14 protein-coding genes, 2 tRNA genes and 1 other annotated feature are annotated in these 14,998 nt (G+C 55.4%); of the genes, 10 read left to right on the forward strand and 6 right to left on the reverse strand.

Annotated elements, in window-relative coordinates; translation table 11 throughout:
* Positions 1 to 3: 3 nt before the first annotated feature.
* Both hisG and hisL read right to left on the reverse strand, forming a co-directional pair.
* Entirely contained in the window at positions 4 to 903 is a 900-nt protein-coding gene (gene hisG, locus H2Z33_RS16895) for an ATP phosphoribosyltransferase (RefSeq protein ID WP_000886595.1), read from the reverse strand.
* A gap of 45 nt (positions 904 to 948) precedes the next feature.
* Positions 949 to 1,072: a sequence feature (His leader region), on the reverse strand.
* Positions 1,048 to 1,098: a his operon leader peptide gene (gene hisL / locus H2Z33_RS16900; protein ID WP_099516347.1), complete on the reverse strand. Its 51-nt coding sequence runs from the start codon at positions 1,096 to 1,098 to the stop codon at positions 1,048 to 1,050. (Overlaps the previous feature by 25 nt.)
* 172 nt (positions 1,099 to 1,270) lie before the next feature.
* On the opposite strand from hisL, the gene H2Z33_RS16905 reads away from it, so the two are divergent.
* The 4 genes from H2Z33_RS16905 (at position 1,271) to H2Z33_RS16920 (ending at position 4,696) form a co-directional block, all read left to right on the forward strand.
* A complete protein-coding gene (locus H2Z33_RS16905; protein ID WP_017383300.1) occupies positions 1,271 to 2,095 on the forward strand; it encodes an SDR family oxidoreductase in 825 nt (274 codons plus the stop codon).
* A gap of 41 nt (positions 2,096 to 2,136) precedes the next feature.
* Positions 2,137 to 3,066, forward strand: coding sequence for a LysR substrate-binding domain-containing protein (locus H2Z33_RS16910; protein ID WP_032654183.1), 930 nt, complete (start codon positions 2,137 to 2,139; stop codon positions 3,064 to 3,066).
* 219 nt (positions 3,067 to 3,285) lie between these two features.
* Positions 3,286 to 3,348, forward strand: coding sequence for a membrane protein YoeI (gene yoeI / locus H2Z33_RS16915; protein WP_099458931.1), 63 nt, complete (start codon positions 3,286 to 3,288; stop codon positions 3,346 to 3,348).
* The gene (locus H2Z33_RS16920; RefSeq protein WP_006811203.1) at positions 3,338 to 4,696 is read left to right on the forward strand and encodes an APC family permease; all 1,359 of its coding nucleotides are present in this window, start codon (positions 3,338 to 3,340) and stop codon (positions 4,694 to 4,696) included. Before yoeI ends, H2Z33_RS16920 begins: the two co-directional genes overlap by 11 nt.
* A gap of 121 nt (positions 4,697 to 4,817) precedes the next feature.
* Here the strand turns inward: H2Z33_RS16920 and sbcB are convergent, their stop codons facing one another.
* Positions 4,818 to 6,254, reverse strand: coding sequence for an exodeoxyribonuclease I (gene sbcB, locus H2Z33_RS16925; RefSeq protein ID WP_015572402.1), 1,437 nt, complete (start codon positions 6,252 to 6,254; stop codon positions 4,818 to 4,820).
* A gap of 191 nt (positions 6,255 to 6,445) precedes the next feature.
* Between sbcB and dacD the strand changes: the two genes are divergently transcribed.
* The 4 genes from dacD (at position 6,446) to H2Z33_RS16945 (ending at position 9,843) form a co-directional block, all read left to right on the forward strand.
* On the forward strand, positions 6,446 to 7,618 hold the full coding sequence (gene dacD / locus H2Z33_RS16930; RefSeq protein ID WP_047740833.1) for a serine-type D-Ala-D-Ala carboxypeptidase DacD: 1,173 nt from the start codon (positions 6,446 to 6,448) through the stop codon (positions 7,616 to 7,618).
* 118 nt (positions 7,619 to 7,736) lie between these two features.
* Entirely contained in the window at positions 7,737 to 8,210 is a 474-nt protein-coding gene (gene sbmC / locus H2Z33_RS16935) for a DNA gyrase inhibitor SbmC (protein ID WP_017383302.1), read from the forward strand.
* Between the two features lie 91 nt (positions 8,211 to 8,301).
* On the forward strand, positions 8,302 to 9,360 hold the full coding sequence (locus H2Z33_RS16940; RefSeq protein ID WP_017693112.1) for an FUSC family protein: 1,059 nt from the start codon (positions 8,302 to 8,304) through the stop codon (positions 9,358 to 9,360).
* Between the two features lie 147 nt (positions 9,361 to 9,507).
* On the forward strand, positions 9,508 to 9,843 hold the full coding sequence (locus tag H2Z33_RS16945; protein WP_000450410.1) for a DUF496 family protein: 336 nt from the start codon (positions 9,508 to 9,510) through the stop codon (positions 9,841 to 9,843).
* Positions 9,844 to 9,989: 146 nt separating this feature from the next.
* Here H2Z33_RS16945 and H2Z33_RS16950 read toward each other — a convergent pair.
* Positions 9,990 to 10,065, reverse strand: a tRNA-Asn gene (locus H2Z33_RS16950).
* Positions 10,066 to 10,291: 226 nt separating this feature from the next.
* Here H2Z33_RS16950 and emmdR point away from each other — a divergent pair.
* Both emmdR and H2Z33_RS16960 read left to right on the forward strand, forming a co-directional pair.
* Positions 10,292 to 11,710 (forward strand): multidrug efflux MATE transporter EmmdR, encoded by a 1,419-nt coding sequence (emmdR, locus tag H2Z33_RS16955; RefSeq protein WP_063135204.1) that lies wholly within the window; start codon positions 10,292 to 10,294, stop codon positions 11,708 to 11,710.
* A gap of 103 nt (positions 11,711 to 11,813) precedes the next feature.
* A tRNA-Asn gene (locus H2Z33_RS16960) sits at positions 11,814 to 11,889 on the forward strand.
* Positions 11,890 to 12,009: 120 nt separating this feature from the next.
* Here H2Z33_RS16960 and H2Z33_RS16965 read toward each other — a convergent pair.
* Positions 12,010 to 13,464, reverse strand: coding sequence for an AMP nucleosidase (locus H2Z33_RS16965; RefSeq protein ID WP_015572404.1), 1,455 nt, complete (start codon positions 13,462 to 13,464; stop codon positions 12,010 to 12,012).
* Between the two features lie 76 nt (positions 13,465 to 13,540).
* Positions 13,541 to 14,857 carry a shikimate transporter gene (gene shiA, locus H2Z33_RS16970; protein ID WP_063135202.1) on the reverse strand — a complete coding sequence of 439 codons (1,317 nt, stop codon included), beginning with the start codon at positions 14,855 to 14,857 and terminating at the stop codon, positions 13,541 to 13,543.
* Positions 14,858 to 14,998: the final 141 nt, after the last annotated feature.

The raw sequence follows: 14,998 nt of genomic DNA on the forward strand, positions 1-14,998 counted from the left end.
TCGTTACTCCATCATCTTCTCAATTGGCAGCACCAGAATGGAGCTTGCGCCCAGCGCCTTCAGTTTTTCCATGGTTTCCCAGAACAGGGTTTCGCTGCTGACCATGTGCATCGCCACGCGCTGCTGGTCGCCCGCCAGCGGCAGAATGGTTGGACGCTCAGCGCCCGGCAGCAGGGCAATCACTTCGTCCAGGCGCTCGGTCGGCGCATGCATCATGATGTATTTGGATTCACGCGCCTGAATCACGCCCTGAATGCGGGTCAGCAGCTTGTCGATGAGCTGCTGTTTGGCGTCGGCCATCTCGCCGTCGCGCTGGATAAGGCAGGCTTTGGAGCGGTAGATCACTTCCACTTCGCGCAGGCCGTTCGCTTCGAGCGTGGCGCCGGTGGAGACGAGGTCACAGATGGCATCGGCCAGGCCCGCACGCGGCGCCACTTCAACGGAGCCGTTCAGCAGACAGGATTTAAACTGCACGCCTTTTTGATCGAGGTAACGCTTCAGCAGGTGAGGGTAAGAGGTGGCGATACGTTTGCCGTTCAGCGCGGCCGGGCCGTCCCAGGCTTCATCGACCGGCGTAGCCAGCGACAGGCGGCAGCCGCCAAAGTCCAGACGACGCAGGGTAAAGTAGCGCGGATCTTCGCCCTGCGCGCGGCGGGTTAATAACTCTTCTTCCAGTACGTTTTCGCCGATGATGCCGAGATCAACGACGCCATCCATCACCAGGCCCGGGATATCGTCATCACGTACGCGCAGAATGTCGATCGGCATATTTTCAGCCAGGGCGATCAGGCGCTGGGTGTGCAGGTTGATTTTAATCCCGCAGCGGGCCAGCAGTTCGCGTGAATCGTCGCTTAAACGGCCTGATTTTTGAATAGCTATGCGTAAACGTGAGTTATCTAACATTCTGTGTTCCTCGTTAACCTGTTTTAACCTGTCTGAATGCGGTCCAAAAAAAAGCCCCCGGAAGAAGATCTTCCGGGGGCTTTTTCATGCGTTCATGCACCACTGGAAGATCCAAACGTCTTCCAGCACACATCGCCTGAAAGACTAGTCAGGATGATGGTGATGATGGTGGTTTTTAAAAGGAACGCGTGTCATATAAATTCTCGTTGAATGCTTATGCATTTGATGTCTTTTAACCTAAACCAGTTGTACGCCATAAAGCAAGGGCTTTTTTTGATCATTAATTCATTTCATATTGATGGTATGAATTGTGCGTTCCACCAGGCTGGCGTAGCCTTATAACAGGCATCGTTAAGCGGAGAATGTAATGAAAAAGGTCGCGATTGTCGGGTTAGGATGGTTAGGAATGCCACTGGCGATGTCATTAGCCGCGAAAGGCTGGCAGGTGACAGGGAGTAAGACCACCCGAGATGGGGTTGAAGCGGCACGCATGTGCGGCATTGATGGTGTTGAGCTGCGTCTCGAACCCGAGCTTATCTGCGATACCGACGAGCTGGATGAACTGATGAATGTGGACGCGCTGGTCATTACCTTACCGGCGCGGCGCAGCGGCCCGGGTGAGTCTTTTTACTTGCAGGCGGTGCAGGAGATTGTCGACAGCGCCCTGGCGCACCATATCCCGCGTATCATTTTCACCAGCTCCACCTCCGTCTATGGCGATATCGACGGTACGGCGAAAGAAAACACCGAGCGCCGTCCGGTGACCGCCAGCGGCCGGGTACTGAAAGAGCTGGAAGACTGGCTGCACAATCTGCCTGGCACGCAGGTGGATATCTTACGTCTGGCCGGGCTGGTGGGGCCGGGGCGTCATCCGGGGCGCTTCTTTGCCGGTAAATCTGCGCCGGATGGCCAGCACGGGGTTAATCTTGTGCATCTTGAGGATGTTATCGGTGCAATTGAACTGCTTTTGCAGGCTCCGAAAGGGGGGCACATCTATAATATATGTGCGCCTTCGCATCCGCCGCGCAGTACCTTTTATCCGCTGATGGCGCGCCAGCTGGGTCTGGCGCCGCCGGTATTCAGTGAGGCGCAGGGGGAACGCAAAGGCAAAATTATTGATGGCAATCGTATTTGCCATGAACTGGGATTTGAATATCAGTATCCCGATCCGCTGGTTATGCCCATGGAATAATTGCGCCGGCGGAGACAATCGCACACCGCAAGGGGGCGAATATGAAACCGCTGCTGGATGTTCTTGTTATTCTGGATGCGCTGGAAAAAGAGGGGAGCTTTGCCGCCGCCTCGGCGAAGCTCTATAAAACCCCTTCGGCTCTGAGCTACACCGTGCAAAAGCTCGAGAGCGATCTTAATATCCAAATCCTTGACCGCACCGGGCATCGCGCGCGTTTCACCCGTACAGGGCAGATGCTGCTGGAAAAAGGGCGTGACGTGCTGCATACGGTTCGCGAGCTGGAAAAACAGGCCGTCAAACTTCACCAGGGCTGGGAAAATGAGCTGGTGATTGGGGTTGATGATACGTTCCCTTTCTCCCTGCTTACCCCGCTTATTGAGGCGTTCTATCAGCGCCACAGCGTCACCCGGCTGGTTTTTATCAATGGCGTGCTGGGCGGTTCCTGGGAGGCCCTGACGCAGGGCAGGGCGGATATCATCGTTGGGGCGCTGCATGAGCCTCCCCAGTTGAGCGAATTTGGTTTTGCGCGGCTCGGCGTTCTGGAGCAGGTTTTTGCCGTTGCGCCTCATCACCCGCTGGCGAATGAACCGGAGCCTGTTACCCGACGCGTCATTAAAAACTATCGCGCCATTGTGGTTGGAGACAGTTCTCGCCCCGAGTGCGGCATTTCATCGCAGCTGCTGGATGAGCAGGAGGCCATCACCGTTTTTGATTTTAAAACCAAGCTGGAGCTGCAAATAAGCGGTCTGGGGTGCGGTTACCTTCCCCGTTATTTAGCGCAGCGGTTTATTGACAGCGGAGCGCTGGTGGAAAAACAGGTTTTAGCGCAGAGCAGTAACGAACCGGTATGGGTGGGCTGGAATGAACAGACCGCCGGGCTTGCCAGTGCCTGGTGGCGAGACGAAATTTTAGCAAATAGTGCTATCGCCACAGTTTACGCTCAGGCAGATGATGGGAAATCAATCAGTTAGTAAAATTAATTTATGGGCAGGTTTCTCAATGTATTGCCTTTTGTATCTGGAATAGGGCAAAATGCCGCCGCTGCAAACAAATGAATAATCGACGATATAAAAGGCGTCGGTTATTTTTTTTTGCATGTACGAAACGAAACTAAAAACCAAGAGGCCGGGCTTCGTACCGGATAGATATTTACTAAAATCCGACAGTTGTTGTCGCTGAGGAAGAAAGAAATGGGGCAATTTTTCGCTTACGTGGCGGTTATCACCGTAAAGGAGAATAACTATGTCGCATAACGCAACTCCAAACACCTCTCGCGTGGAATTACGTAAAACGCTTACGTTGATTCCGGTTGTTATGATGGGCCTTGCCTATATGCAACCGATGACGCTGTTCGATACATTCGGTATCGTATCAGGCCTTACTGACGGTCACGTTGCAACGGCGTACGCCTTTGCGCTGGTCGCCATCCTCTTTACAGCGCTGAGCTACGGTAAACTGGTTCGCCGTTTCCCGTCCGCAGGCTCTGCGTACACCTATGCTCAGAAATCCATTAGCCCGGCGGTTGGCTTTATGGTGGGCTGGTCATCACTGCTGGACTACCTGTTCATGCCGATGATCAACATTCTGCTGGCAAAAATTTACTTCGAAGCGCTGGTGCCTTCCGTGCCGTCGTGGATCTTCGTTGTGGCGCTGGTGGCCTTTATGACCATCTCTAACCTGCGCAGCATCAAGACCGTGGCTAACTTCAACACCCTGATTGTGATCCTTCAGATGGGGATTGTTGCGGTTATCGTTGGGCTGATCATCTACGGCGTTTCCCACGGGGAAGGCGCAGGTACGCTGACCAGCACCCGTCCGTTCTGGTCTGAAGGCGCGCACGTAGTGCCGATGATCACCGGTGCGACTATCCTGTGCTTCTCGTTCCTGGGCTTCGACGGTATCTCTTCTCTGTCTGAAGAGACCAAAGACGCTGAGCGCGTGATCCCGAAAGCGATTTTCCTGACCGCGCTGATTGGCGGCCTGATCTTCATTGGTGCGTCTTACTTCTTACAGCTGTACTTCCCGGATATCTCTCGCTTTAAAGATCCGGATGCATCACAGCCTGAAATTATGCTGTACGTGGCGGGTAAAACCTTCCAGTGGGGCGTGCTGATCTTCTCCAGCGTCACCGTACTGGCTTCCGGTATGGCTGCGCACGCGGGCGTTTCTCGTCTGATGTACGTGATGGGCCGTGACGGTGTGTTCCCAACCCGCTTCTTCGGTTACGTGCATCCTAAATGGCGTACCCCGGCGTGGAACGTGCTGCTGGTGGGCGCTATTGCCCTGCTGGCGATTAAATTCGACCTGGTAACGGCCACGGCGCTGATTAACTTTGGTGCGCTGGTGGCGTTCACCTTCGTTAACCTCTCCGTGATTTCGCAGTTCTGGATCCGTGAGAAGCGCAACAAGACGCTGAAGGACCACATCAACTATCTGGTGCTGCCAGTGTGTGGTGCCCTGACGGTGGGCGCCCTGTGGATCAACCTGGAAGAGAGCTCAATGGTTCTGGGTCTGATCTGGGGTGCAATCGGTCTGATTTACCTGGCTTGCGTGACCAGAAGCTTCCGCAACCCGGTTCCTCAGTACGAAGACGTCGCGTAAGACTGTGTCGGGTGACGGCTATGCTCAACCCGACCTACAGTTTCGTAGGCCGGGTAAGCGTTAGCGCCACCCGGCAAAAAAAAGCCGGAGACATCGCCTCCGGCTTTTTTGTACCCGCTACTCAGACAATTTCTTGCGCATACTGGAACAGCGCTTTCAGCAGCGCCTGCTTCTCAGCATTCCCTTCATACTGACCGTAAAGCATCTCCAGCTCCTGGGCGTAGCTATTAAGAAACTCCGGCGTAAACACGTTGCGCCGATGCTGTAACCAGCGTTCCTGCTCTGCTTCATCCAGCGTGCCGGGATAGTTGCGCGCGCGATAATTAAACATCAACTTCTCAATGCGCTTATCTGCGAAGGTGATATCCAGCGCGGGCAGGTTACGCGGGTCGGTTTGCAGCACGATATTCATCGCCGCGCGATCGGCGTCGCTGAAGAAGCCGTTATAAAGCTGCGCATCCACATTCTCAGACGGCACGAACGGCTCTGCTTCAGCAAAAATGGCGACAACTTTCTCGCGCACCTGCGGGTTGTCGCGCAGCACTTTCAGGTTATCGAGGCAGTGCTGACGGTTAATCCCCAGCCGATCGGCGTCTTCCGGGCGCAGCGTGTTGGCCTGCGCCAGCACCGGGCACTTATTGATGTGCACCAGTTTTACCGGTACGGCTGGCAGGTCACCCAGCGCCTCTTTCGGCGTATAGAGCCGTTCACGTAAGGTGTCGCTGTCGAGCTCAAGCAGCGGGGAGATATCTCCGGCGAGATCCACCATGATGACGGCGTTACGGTTGTCCGGATGCCAGGCAAGCGGCGCCACCCAGCTTGTATTCCCGCGCCACGCACCGAACATCCCTGAAATATGCACCAGCGGTTTCATCTGCGGCACGTCAATTAGCGTCATCAGCTTTTGCTTGCTGCGATGGCTCAACAAATACTCAAACAGGCGCGGCTGCGCGGTTTTTACAAGTTTCGCCATAGCGATGGTCGCGTAAACGTCTGCCATCGCGTCGTGGGCGTTGCTGTGCTCAATGCCGTTGGCCCGCGTCAGGTGCTCGAGCCTGAAGCTCGGCAAGCCGTCGTCGTTCTCCGGCCAGTTAATCCCCTCCGGGCGCAGCGCATAGCAGGCGCGCATGATATCCAGCAAATCCCAGCGTGAATTACGGTTCTGCCAGCTCCAGGCATACGGATCGTAGAAGTTGCGGTAGAAGATATTGCGCGTCACTTCATCGTCAAAACGGATGTTGTTGTAACCCACCACGCAGGTATTGGGCACCGTGAACAGGTCGTGGATGCGACGGGCAAATTCTGCTTCGCTAACGCCTTTATCCCGCGCTTCCTGAGGCGTGATGCCCGTCACCATTACCGCGCCCGGCTGCGGCAGATAGTCATCGGCGGGCTTACAGTAAAACACCTCGGGTTCGCCGATGACGTTAAATTCGTCATCGGTACGGATAGCCGCAAACTGCGCCGGTCGGTCCAGCGCCGGATGGGTGCCAAAGGTTTCGTAATCGTGGAACAAAAAAGTCGGGCGCGCGGCAGAGTCAGACACCAGTAATCTCATCCTGTTAAAAATTGACGTCTCTATGGTAAACGATTGGGGTGAGCAGTCCGAATAAAAAGCACCGTCAGGCAAGAAATTTGCGAGATTTGTTCCGAAAAAATCTGCGTGCTGTCACATTTTTTTGCAATTAAGGCAGGTAACGACATCAGAACTCCCGTAAAAAGGTCATCGATTTTTACTGACCTGAGGATATACCGTTGAAACGCCGTCTGTTTATTGCTGTTTCTTTACTCGCTTCGAGTATTTCTTCCGCGCTGGCTGCCGAGCCGCTGGATTTTTCACCTCAGCCACCTGCCATCCAGGCTGGCTCCTGGGTATTGATGGATTACACCACGGGTCAAATCTTAACGGCGGGCAACGAACATCAGCAGCGTAATCCGGCGAGCCTGACCAAACTGATGACGGGGTACGTTGTCGATCGTGCTATTGATAGCCACCGCATCAGCCCCGATGACATTGTGACGGTCGGACGTGACGCATGGGCAAAAGGCAATCCGGTCTTTGACGGTTCGTCGCTGATGTTTCTGAAGGAGGGCGATCGGGTTTCCGTGCGCGATCTCAGCCGCGGCCTGATTGTTGATTCCGGCAATGACGCCTGCGTGGCGCTGGCGGATCACGTGGCGGGCGGTCAGCCGCAGTTCGTCAGGATGATGAATGACTACGTTGAAAAGCTGAACCTGCGCGATACCCACTTCGAAACCGTACACGGGCTGGATGCACCGGGTCAGCACAGCTCCGCTTACGATCTCGCCGTGCTTTCCCGGGCCATCATTCACGGCGAGCCTGAGTTCTATCACATGTACAGCGAAAAGAGCCTGACCTGGAACGGCATCACCCAGCAGAACCGCAACGGCCTGCTGTGGGATAAGACCATGAACGTGGATGGCCTGAAAACGGGTCACACCTCGGGCGCGGGCTTTAACCTGATTGCCTCCGCGGTGGACGGTCAGCGTCGACTGATTGCGGTGGTGATGGGGGCAGACAGCCCGAAAGGACGTGAAGATCAGGCGCGCAAGCTGCTGCACTGGGGACAGCAAAATTTTGATACGGTGCAGATCCTGCATAACGGTAAAAAAGTGGGAACCGAGCGCATCTGGTACGGCGATAAAGAGCAGATCGCGCTGGGCACGGATCAGGACTTCTGGCTGGCATTACCCAAATCGGAAGTGCCAAACATCAAGGCGAAATACGTGATGGATAAAAAAGAGCTGGAAGCGCCGATCGCCGCGCATCAGCGGGTAGGGGAGATCCAGCTGTACGATCGTGACAAGGTGGTAGCGCACTGGCCATTGGTTACGCTGGAAAGCGTTGAAAAGGGCGGCCTTTTCTCCCGCCTCGGCGATTATCTGCATCATAAACTCTGACCTTTTTGGGCAGACTGGCAGTGTTGCGAGTCTGCTCACATAATAAACACTCCTGGTTTGCCGATAATCTCGATTCTGCTTTACAGTGTATATATATACAGTAATGAACGGAGGCAGCATGGACTACAGCATCAGGCAGCAACAGAAACGTACGATCGCTGGCTTTCATCTCGTGGGGCCGTGGGAAAAGACGGTCAAGCAGGGATTTGAACAGCTGGTCATGTGGGTAGACGGGCGTCATATTCAGCCGCAGGAGTGGGTGGCCGTTTATTATGACAATCCGGATGACGTGCCGGCAGAAAAGCTCCGCTGCGTTACCGCCGTAACGGTAACGGACGATTTCACTATCCCTGAGAACAGCGAAGGGGTGATGATGACCGAAATTGCTGCCGGAGAGTATGCTATTGCCGCCGCGCGCGTCGAAAATCATGATTTCGCCACTCCATGGTATCAGTTCTTCAACTCCCTGCTGGAAGACAACAAATTCCAGATCGCGGCAAAACCCTGCTTCGAACGCTATCTGAACGATGGCAATGCTGACGGCTACTGGGATATTGAGATGTTTGTACCGGTAGAGCACAAAGTGGGATAATCCTGCGGAATGCAGGGTTTTTCAGCCGGGCGCGATCCACCCGGCTGAAAACACAGTACAATTGTGGTTTGCCGTAGAGCTGGAGACGGGTGTGCGCCCCGACAAGTCATTAACCCCTTTTGAAATTCGGTTATACAAACATTATCGCGTGGTGCACGGTTGCCGCATTGCGCTGGCGTTTGTGTTGACCTTCGTACTGGTTCGTCTGCTGGATATCCCGGAAGGGACGTGGCCGCTGATCACGCTGGTGGTGGTGATGGGGCCGATCTCATTCTGGGGGAACGTGGTCCCGCGCGCTTTCGAACGCATAGGCGGCACCGTTTTAGGCTCAGCGCTTGGGCTTATCGCCCTGAAGCTGGAGCTGATCTCGTTTCCGGTCATGTTGCTGTGGTGCGCGGTGGCGATGTTTCTTTGTGGATGGCTGGCCCTCGGCAAGAAACCGTATCAGGCGCTGCTGATTGGCATTACGCTCGCGGTTGTGGTCGGCGCACCGGCGGGCGATATGACCACCGCATTGTGGCGAAGCGGGGACGTGATCCTCGGCTCGTTGCTCGCCATGCTGTTTACCGGCATCTGGCCGCAGCGCGCCTTCCTGCACTGGCGCATTCAGATGGCAAACTACGTCACGGCATTTAACCGGGTCTACCAGGCCGGGTTTTCGCCGAATCTGATTGAGCGCCCGCGTCTGGAAAAGCACCTGCAAAAAATCCTCAATGATGTGGTCAAAATGCGCGGGTTGATTACCCCGGCAAGCAAAGAAACCCATATCCAGAAAGCCATTTTTGAAGCTATTCAGACGGTCAGCCGTAATCTGGTCTGTATGCTTGAACTGCAAATCAATGCCCACTGGGCCTCACGCCCCAGCCATCTTCTGATGCTCAACGCGCATACGCTGAAAGAGACGCAGCAGATGACGCAACAAACCCTGCTGACCATCGCCCATGCGCTCTACGAAGGTAACCCACAGCCGATACGGGCGAACAGCGAGCGGCTGAACGAAATCGTCGCCGAGCTTAAACAGCTGATGAATGAGCGCCAGGGCGACAATGTGGCGGAAACGCCCATCCATGGTTATGTCTGGCTGAGTATGGAGCTGGCGCGACAGCTGGAGTTGTTATCGCAGCTGATTTGCCGGGCACTGCGCAAATAAAAAGCGTATGTGATGCCTGCTGCTTCGATTCAGCAACAATTAGGGTTATGATGGTTTTAAACGATATACTCATTGTCATTCGCAGCCGCTGTCTGTTAAAACGGTTGCTTTAACGAATCCGAATCTCACATTATCAGGGGTGTAAAAATGGAAACTACCAAGCCTTCGTTCCAGGATGTTCTGGAGTTCGTCCGCCTGTTCCGCCGCAAAAACAAGCTACAGCGCGAAATCCAGGACGTAGAGAAGAAGATCCGTGACAACCAGAAACGTGTCCTGCTGCTGGACAACCTGAGCGACTACATCAAGCCTGGCATGAGCGTTGAAGCTATTCAGGGCATCATCGCCAGCATGAAGAGCGATTATGAAGATCGCGTTGATGACTACATCATCAAAAACGCTGAGCTGTCCAAAGAGCGTCGCGACATCTCCAAGAAGCTGAAAGTGATGGGCGAAATCAAAAACGTCGACGCTAAAGGCGAGTAATCGCACACTCTGTTGCCCGGTGGCGCTGCGCTTACCGGGCCTACAGGACTGTTATTACGTAGGTCGGGTAAGGCGAAGCCGCCACCCGACAATTTCACGAACGCAGAAAAGCAAAAAGCCTGCTCTAAAAGCAGGCTTTTTAAATTTGGCTCCTCTGACTGGACTCGAACCAGTGACATACGGATTAACAGTCCGCCGTTCTACCGACTGAACTACAGAGGAATCGTTGTGGAGGCTTATCTTAGCGGCGAAAAAACTTTTGTCAAACCTGATCTCAGGCAAAAGCGTTTGTTTGATGATTCTGTCGTCATTTTGTTGTAAATCCAAACATAATTTTATGGAAAATACTTTGCAGGATACGCATTTCTGCCCCATCATTTGAAATGGAGTTTCAACTTTCTCGCTAAGGTCCATTTTGAACGTCACCGCACCCCTACGCCAGGCGATTATGCGCACGCCCTGGTATGCAAAACGTAAGAGTTATCGAGTTCTCTTCTGGCGTGAAATCACCCCCCTTGCCGTGCCTATTTTCCTGGAGAATACCTGCGTCCTGTTGATGGGCGTGTTGAGCACCTTTCTGGTGAGCTGGCTCGGTAAAGAAGCCATGGCCGGGGTAGGGCTGGCGGACAGTTTCAATATGGTGGTGATGTCCTTCTTTGCCGCTATCGATCTCGGTACGACGGTGGTGGTGGCGTTTAGCCTGGGCAAGCTCGATCCGAAGCGTGCCCGCGAAGCGGCCAGACAGTCGCTGATGATCATGACCCTCTTTTCGATCATCCTTGCGGCGGTTATCCATTATTACGGCAAAGAAATTATCGACATTGTCGCGGGAGAAGCGACCAGCGAGGTGAAGGATCTGGCTCTCACCTACCTGGAAATGACGGTGCTGAGTTATCCGGCGGCTGCCATCGCGCTGATTGGTAGCGGTGCGCTTCGTGGAGCAGGAAATACCAAAATTCCGCTGCTGATCAACGGCGGCATGAACATCCTGAATATCATTATCAGCAGCGTTTTGATTTACGGCATCTTTTCCTGGGAGGGGCTGGGCTTTGTCGGCGCGGGTTTAGGGCTAACCATTTCCCGCTATATTGGTGCGGCGGCGATAATTGGCGTACTGATGGCGGGAATTACGCCATCGCTGCGCCTGACGCTGAAAAGCTATTTCCGTCCGCTTAACTTCGCCATTATCTGGGAAGTGATGGGGATCGGGATTCCGGCCAGCATCGAATCCGTGTTGTTTAACGGTGGGAAACTGCTGACGCAGATGTTTGTTGCCGGGATGGGAACAGACGTCATCGCCGGCAACTTTATTGCCTTCTCCATCGCCTCACTCATTAACCTGCCGGGAAACGCGCTGGGGTCGGCGTCGACGATCATCACCGGCAGACGTCTCGGAAAAGGGCAGATAGGGCAGGCGGAACGGCAACTTCGGCACGTCTTCTGGCTTTCAACTATTGGACTGACGGCGATTGCGTGGGGAACTGCGCCTTTTGCCGGGCTGATGGCCTCGTTCTATACGCATGAAAATGACGTGAAAGAGGTCGTGAAGGTGCTCATTTGGCTCAACGCGGCGTTTATGCCAATTTGGGCCGCGTCCTGGGTACTTCCTGCCGGGCTGAAAGGGGCGCGCGATGCCCGGTTTGCGATGTGGGTCTCCATGCTCGGCATGTGGGGCTGTCGCGTTGTGGCGGGCTACACGCTGGGGGTAATGTTGGGTATGGGCGTTGTCGGCGTCTGGCTGGGGATGTTCCTTGACTGGGCCGTGCGCGGGGCGCTGTTCTACTGGCGCATGGTGAGCGGGCGCTGGCTGTGGAAATATCCGCGAAAAAAACCGGAGCAGGAGGTTTCGGAAACGGCAAGTGCCTGACAAATGTGCGAAGTGGAGAATAAATCGGCAAACGATTGAAAATCTGCATTCACCCTTTGACATCCTCAGGGCGCATCGATAATATGCGCCCCGTTCACACGATTCCTCTGTAGTTCAGTCGGTAGAACGGCGGACTGTTAATCCGTATGTCACTGGTTCGAGTCCAGTCAGAGGAGCCAAATTTAAAAAGCCTGCTTTTAGAGCAGGCTTTTTGCTTTTCTGCGTTCGGTCAGTTTGTCGGGTGGCGCTCCGCTTACCCGACCTACGGAATCCCAGGCCGGGTGAGTGGGTCCTTGTTATCAGCGGAACGGTGGCTCATTAAAGGTGCGCAGCTTGCGGGAATGCAGTTTGTCGCCCTCTGCACGCAGTAAATCGATGGCGCGAATGCCAATCTGAAGATGCTCTGAGATCGCCCCTTCGTAAAAACGGTTCGCCTGGCCCGGCAGTTTGATCTCGCCGTGCAGCGGTTTATCGGACACGCACAGCAGCGTGCCGTAAGGGACGCGGAAGCGGTAGCCCTGGGCGGCAATGGTGGCGCTTTCCATATCGATTGCGACCGCACGGCTGAGATTGAAACGCAGGGCGGAGGCGGAATAGCGCAGCTCCCAGTTACGATCGTCGGTGGTGACGACCGTACCGGTACGCAGGCGCTGCTTCACCTCTTCACCCGGCATGCCGCTCACCTCTTTAGTGGCGTCGTACAGGGCGCGCTGCACTTCCGCGATACTCGGAATAGGAATATCCGGCGGCAGAACCGCGTCAAGGACATGGTCGTCACGCAGATAAGCGTGGGCAAGGACGTAATCGCCAATCAGCTGGCTTTCACGCAGGCCGCCGCAGTGGCCGATCATCAGCCAGACGTCCGGGCGCAGTACCGCCAGATGGTCGCAGATGGTTTTCGCATTCGACGGGCCAACGCCGATGTTAATCAGCGTAATGCCCTGACCGTCGGCGGTGATCAGGTGCCAGGCTGGCATCTGGTGCTTTTTCCACGCCAGGTCGGAGATGGCCTCTTCCGGTGCTTCGGTTTCGGCGGTGATCCATATCCCGCCCGCGCAGGATAGGGCGATGTAAGGGCTGTCCGGATCGAGGATCTGGCTACAGCCCCAGCGGACAAATTCGTCCACATAGCGGGTGTAATTGGTAAACAACACGAACGGCTGGAAATGTTCGGCTGGGGTGCCGGTGTAGTGGCGCAGGCGTGCCAGCGAGAAATCGACACGGCGGGCATCAAAGTGCGACAGCGGTGAAAACTCTGCCGGGTGATAGATCCCGTCCGCCGTCTCATCGCCAATCTGCGACAGCTCAGTGGTCGGGAAGTGGCGGGTCAGCCCCGCGCTCATGGAGCGATCCAGCGTCAGCGCTGAACCGTCTATCACGTACGGGTAAGGGATCTCGTGCAGGGACGGTTCAACGCTGATATGCGCGCCGTAATCCTGATACAGCAGGGTAAGCTGCTCTTCCAGGTAGGGGCGGAACAGCGCAGGTCGCGTGATGGTCGTGCTGTAACAGCCGGAGTGGGTGAAACGCGCATAGGCGCGGGTTTTCGGATTGCTGCTGGCGCTGCCGTCCCAGGTGACAGAGAGCGATGGATAAACAAAAAGGCCCTGGGTTCTGGCCTTTTCATCGGGAAGCTTCCCTGTTTCGATATAGTCACTGATGGCGCTGCGCAGTGCATTGACGGACTGTTCATACAGCGCGTCGAGTTTTTCCAGCGCCTGAGCCGGGGTCAGGCTGGAGCCCTTATTATTCATGTCTGTCTCCTTGTTCCACAGGTGTGCGGCTTTACCCGATAGTATGTCACACGCCTGTGAAACAAAAGTGAGGAGATCAGCTGTGCGCGGTTTCCTTCATCAACAGGGCGGTGGCGGCAGAAAGCAGGCAACCCGCCAGCAGATAAATCGCCACGCTGTGCCAGTTACCGCCCGAGAACGTCACCAGCGCGGCGGCGATAAACGGCGTAAACCCGCCGCCGACCACGCTCGCCACCTGATATCCCACGCCCGCGCCGCTGTAACGGTAGCTTGCGCCAAACAGCTCGGTGAACATTGGCTGCTGCACGCAGACCACCATATCGTGAGCGATGTTCGCAAGCATGATCGCGAAGAAGACAATCCAGAAGACCGACTGTGCCTCCAGCGCCATAAAGAACGGCCAGGCGCTGAGTGTGCCGATGAGCGCCCCGGTGATATACACCCGTCGACGGCCAAATCGATCCGCCAGCCAGGCGAAGCAGGGGATGGTCAGGCAGCTGATCCCGCCCACCACCAGGCCAATATTCAGGAACAATTCCCGCGGTAGGCCGAGGTTTTGCGTGGAGTAGTTCAGGGCAAAGGCGGTGACGATATACATCGTCAGCAGTTCGCACAGGCGCAGGGCAATGATTTTCAGAAAAGCGCCAGGGTGCTGCACCAGCGCTTCCATCACCGGCAGCCGTTTTTTCGCGGCCGGTTTTTCGCGCTGCTGCCGCTCAAACTCAGCCGACTCTTCCATGCCGTTACGGATCCACAGGGCCACCACGACCAGCACAATGCTGAAGATAAACGGAATACGCCAGCCCCAGCTCAGGAACTGCTCGTCTGTCGTGAGCTGACTTATTAGCGACACCAGGCCCGTGGAGAGCAGCAGACCCACGCCATAACCCACCTGCACGCCGCTGCTGTAAAACGCTTTCTTGTTCTTCGGCGCGCTTTCCACGGACAGCAATGCCGCGCCGCCCCATTCACCACCGACGGCAAAGCCCTGAATGGCGCGCAGCGTCACCAGCAACACCGGAGCCCACCAGCCAATCGAGGCAAAGGAGGGCAAAATACCGATCAGCGCGGTGGCAATACCCATCATCCAGACGGTGAGCATCAGCATACGTTTCCGGCCAAGGCGGTCACCGAAGTGGCCGAAAATTATCCCGCCCAGAGGACGAAACAGAAAACCGACGCCGAAGGTGGCAAACGCAGCAAGCGTGCCCATGGCGGGGCTGATCTGGGGAAAGAATTCACGGTTAAAGACCAGCGCAGCGGTAATACCGTAGAGCAGAAAGTCATACCAGTCGACGACGGCGCCTGCGAAGCTACCTAAAGCGGCGCGGCGGGCGCGGTTAAGCGAAGGTGTCTCCTCGTTGCGGCGAGCGGAGATAAGGGTGGAGTCCATAGTTGTCCTGTCTGTACTGATTTTTAATTATTGGTATAAGAAAAGGTCACTCACATCACGGCCGTCATATTGACGGAATGTATGAGACTACCGCGACAGGCGGCCTGAGAAAACGTTTTTATCTTTCCTGAAAGCGCAGAA

It is taken from the genome of Enterobacter sp. YSU, from assembly GCF_016082135.1.
GTDB lineage: Bacteria > Pseudomonadota > Gammaproteobacteria > Enterobacterales > Enterobacteriaceae > Enterobacter > Enterobacter hormaechei_C.

Bases quoted from the DNA above. Each gene is read 5' to 3' on its own strand.
- hisG (WP_000886595.1), bottom strand. From the start codon at position 903: ATGTTAGATAACTCACGTTTACGCATAGCTATTCAAAAATCAGGCCGT.
- H2Z33_RS16905 (WP_017383300.1), top strand. From the start codon at position 1,271: ATGAAAAAGGTCGCGATTGTCGGGTTAGGATGGTTAGGAATGCCACTG.
- H2Z33_RS16910 (WP_032654183.1), top strand. From the start codon at position 2,137: ATGAAACCGCTGCTGGATGTTCTTGTTATTCTGGATGCGCTGGAAAAA.
- H2Z33_RS16920 (WP_006811203.1), top strand. From the start codon at position 3,338: ATGTCGCATAACGCAACTCCAAACACCTCTCGCGTGGAATTACGTAAA.
- sbcB (WP_015572402.1), bottom strand. From the start codon at position 6,254: ATGAGATTACTGGTGTCTGACTCTGCCGCGCGCCCGACTTTTTTGTTC.
- sbmC (WP_017383302.1), top strand. From the start codon at position 7,737: ATGGACTACAGCATCAGGCAGCAACAGAAACGTACGATCGCTGGCTTT.
- H2Z33_RS16945 (WP_000450410.1), top strand. From the start codon at position 9,508: ATGGAAACTACCAAGCCTTCGTTCCAGGATGTTCTGGAGTTCGTCCGC.
- emmdR (WP_063135204.1), top strand. From the start codon at position 10,292: ATGCGCACGCCCTGGTATGCAAAACGTAAGAGTTATCGAGTTCTCTTC.
- H2Z33_RS16965 (WP_015572404.1), bottom strand. From the start codon at position 13,464: ATGAATAATAAGGGCTCCAGCCTGACCCCGGCTCAGGCGCTGGAAAAA.
- shiA (WP_063135202.1), bottom strand. From the start codon at position 14,857: ATGGACTCCACCCTTATCTCCGCTCGCCGCAACGAGGAGACACCTTCG.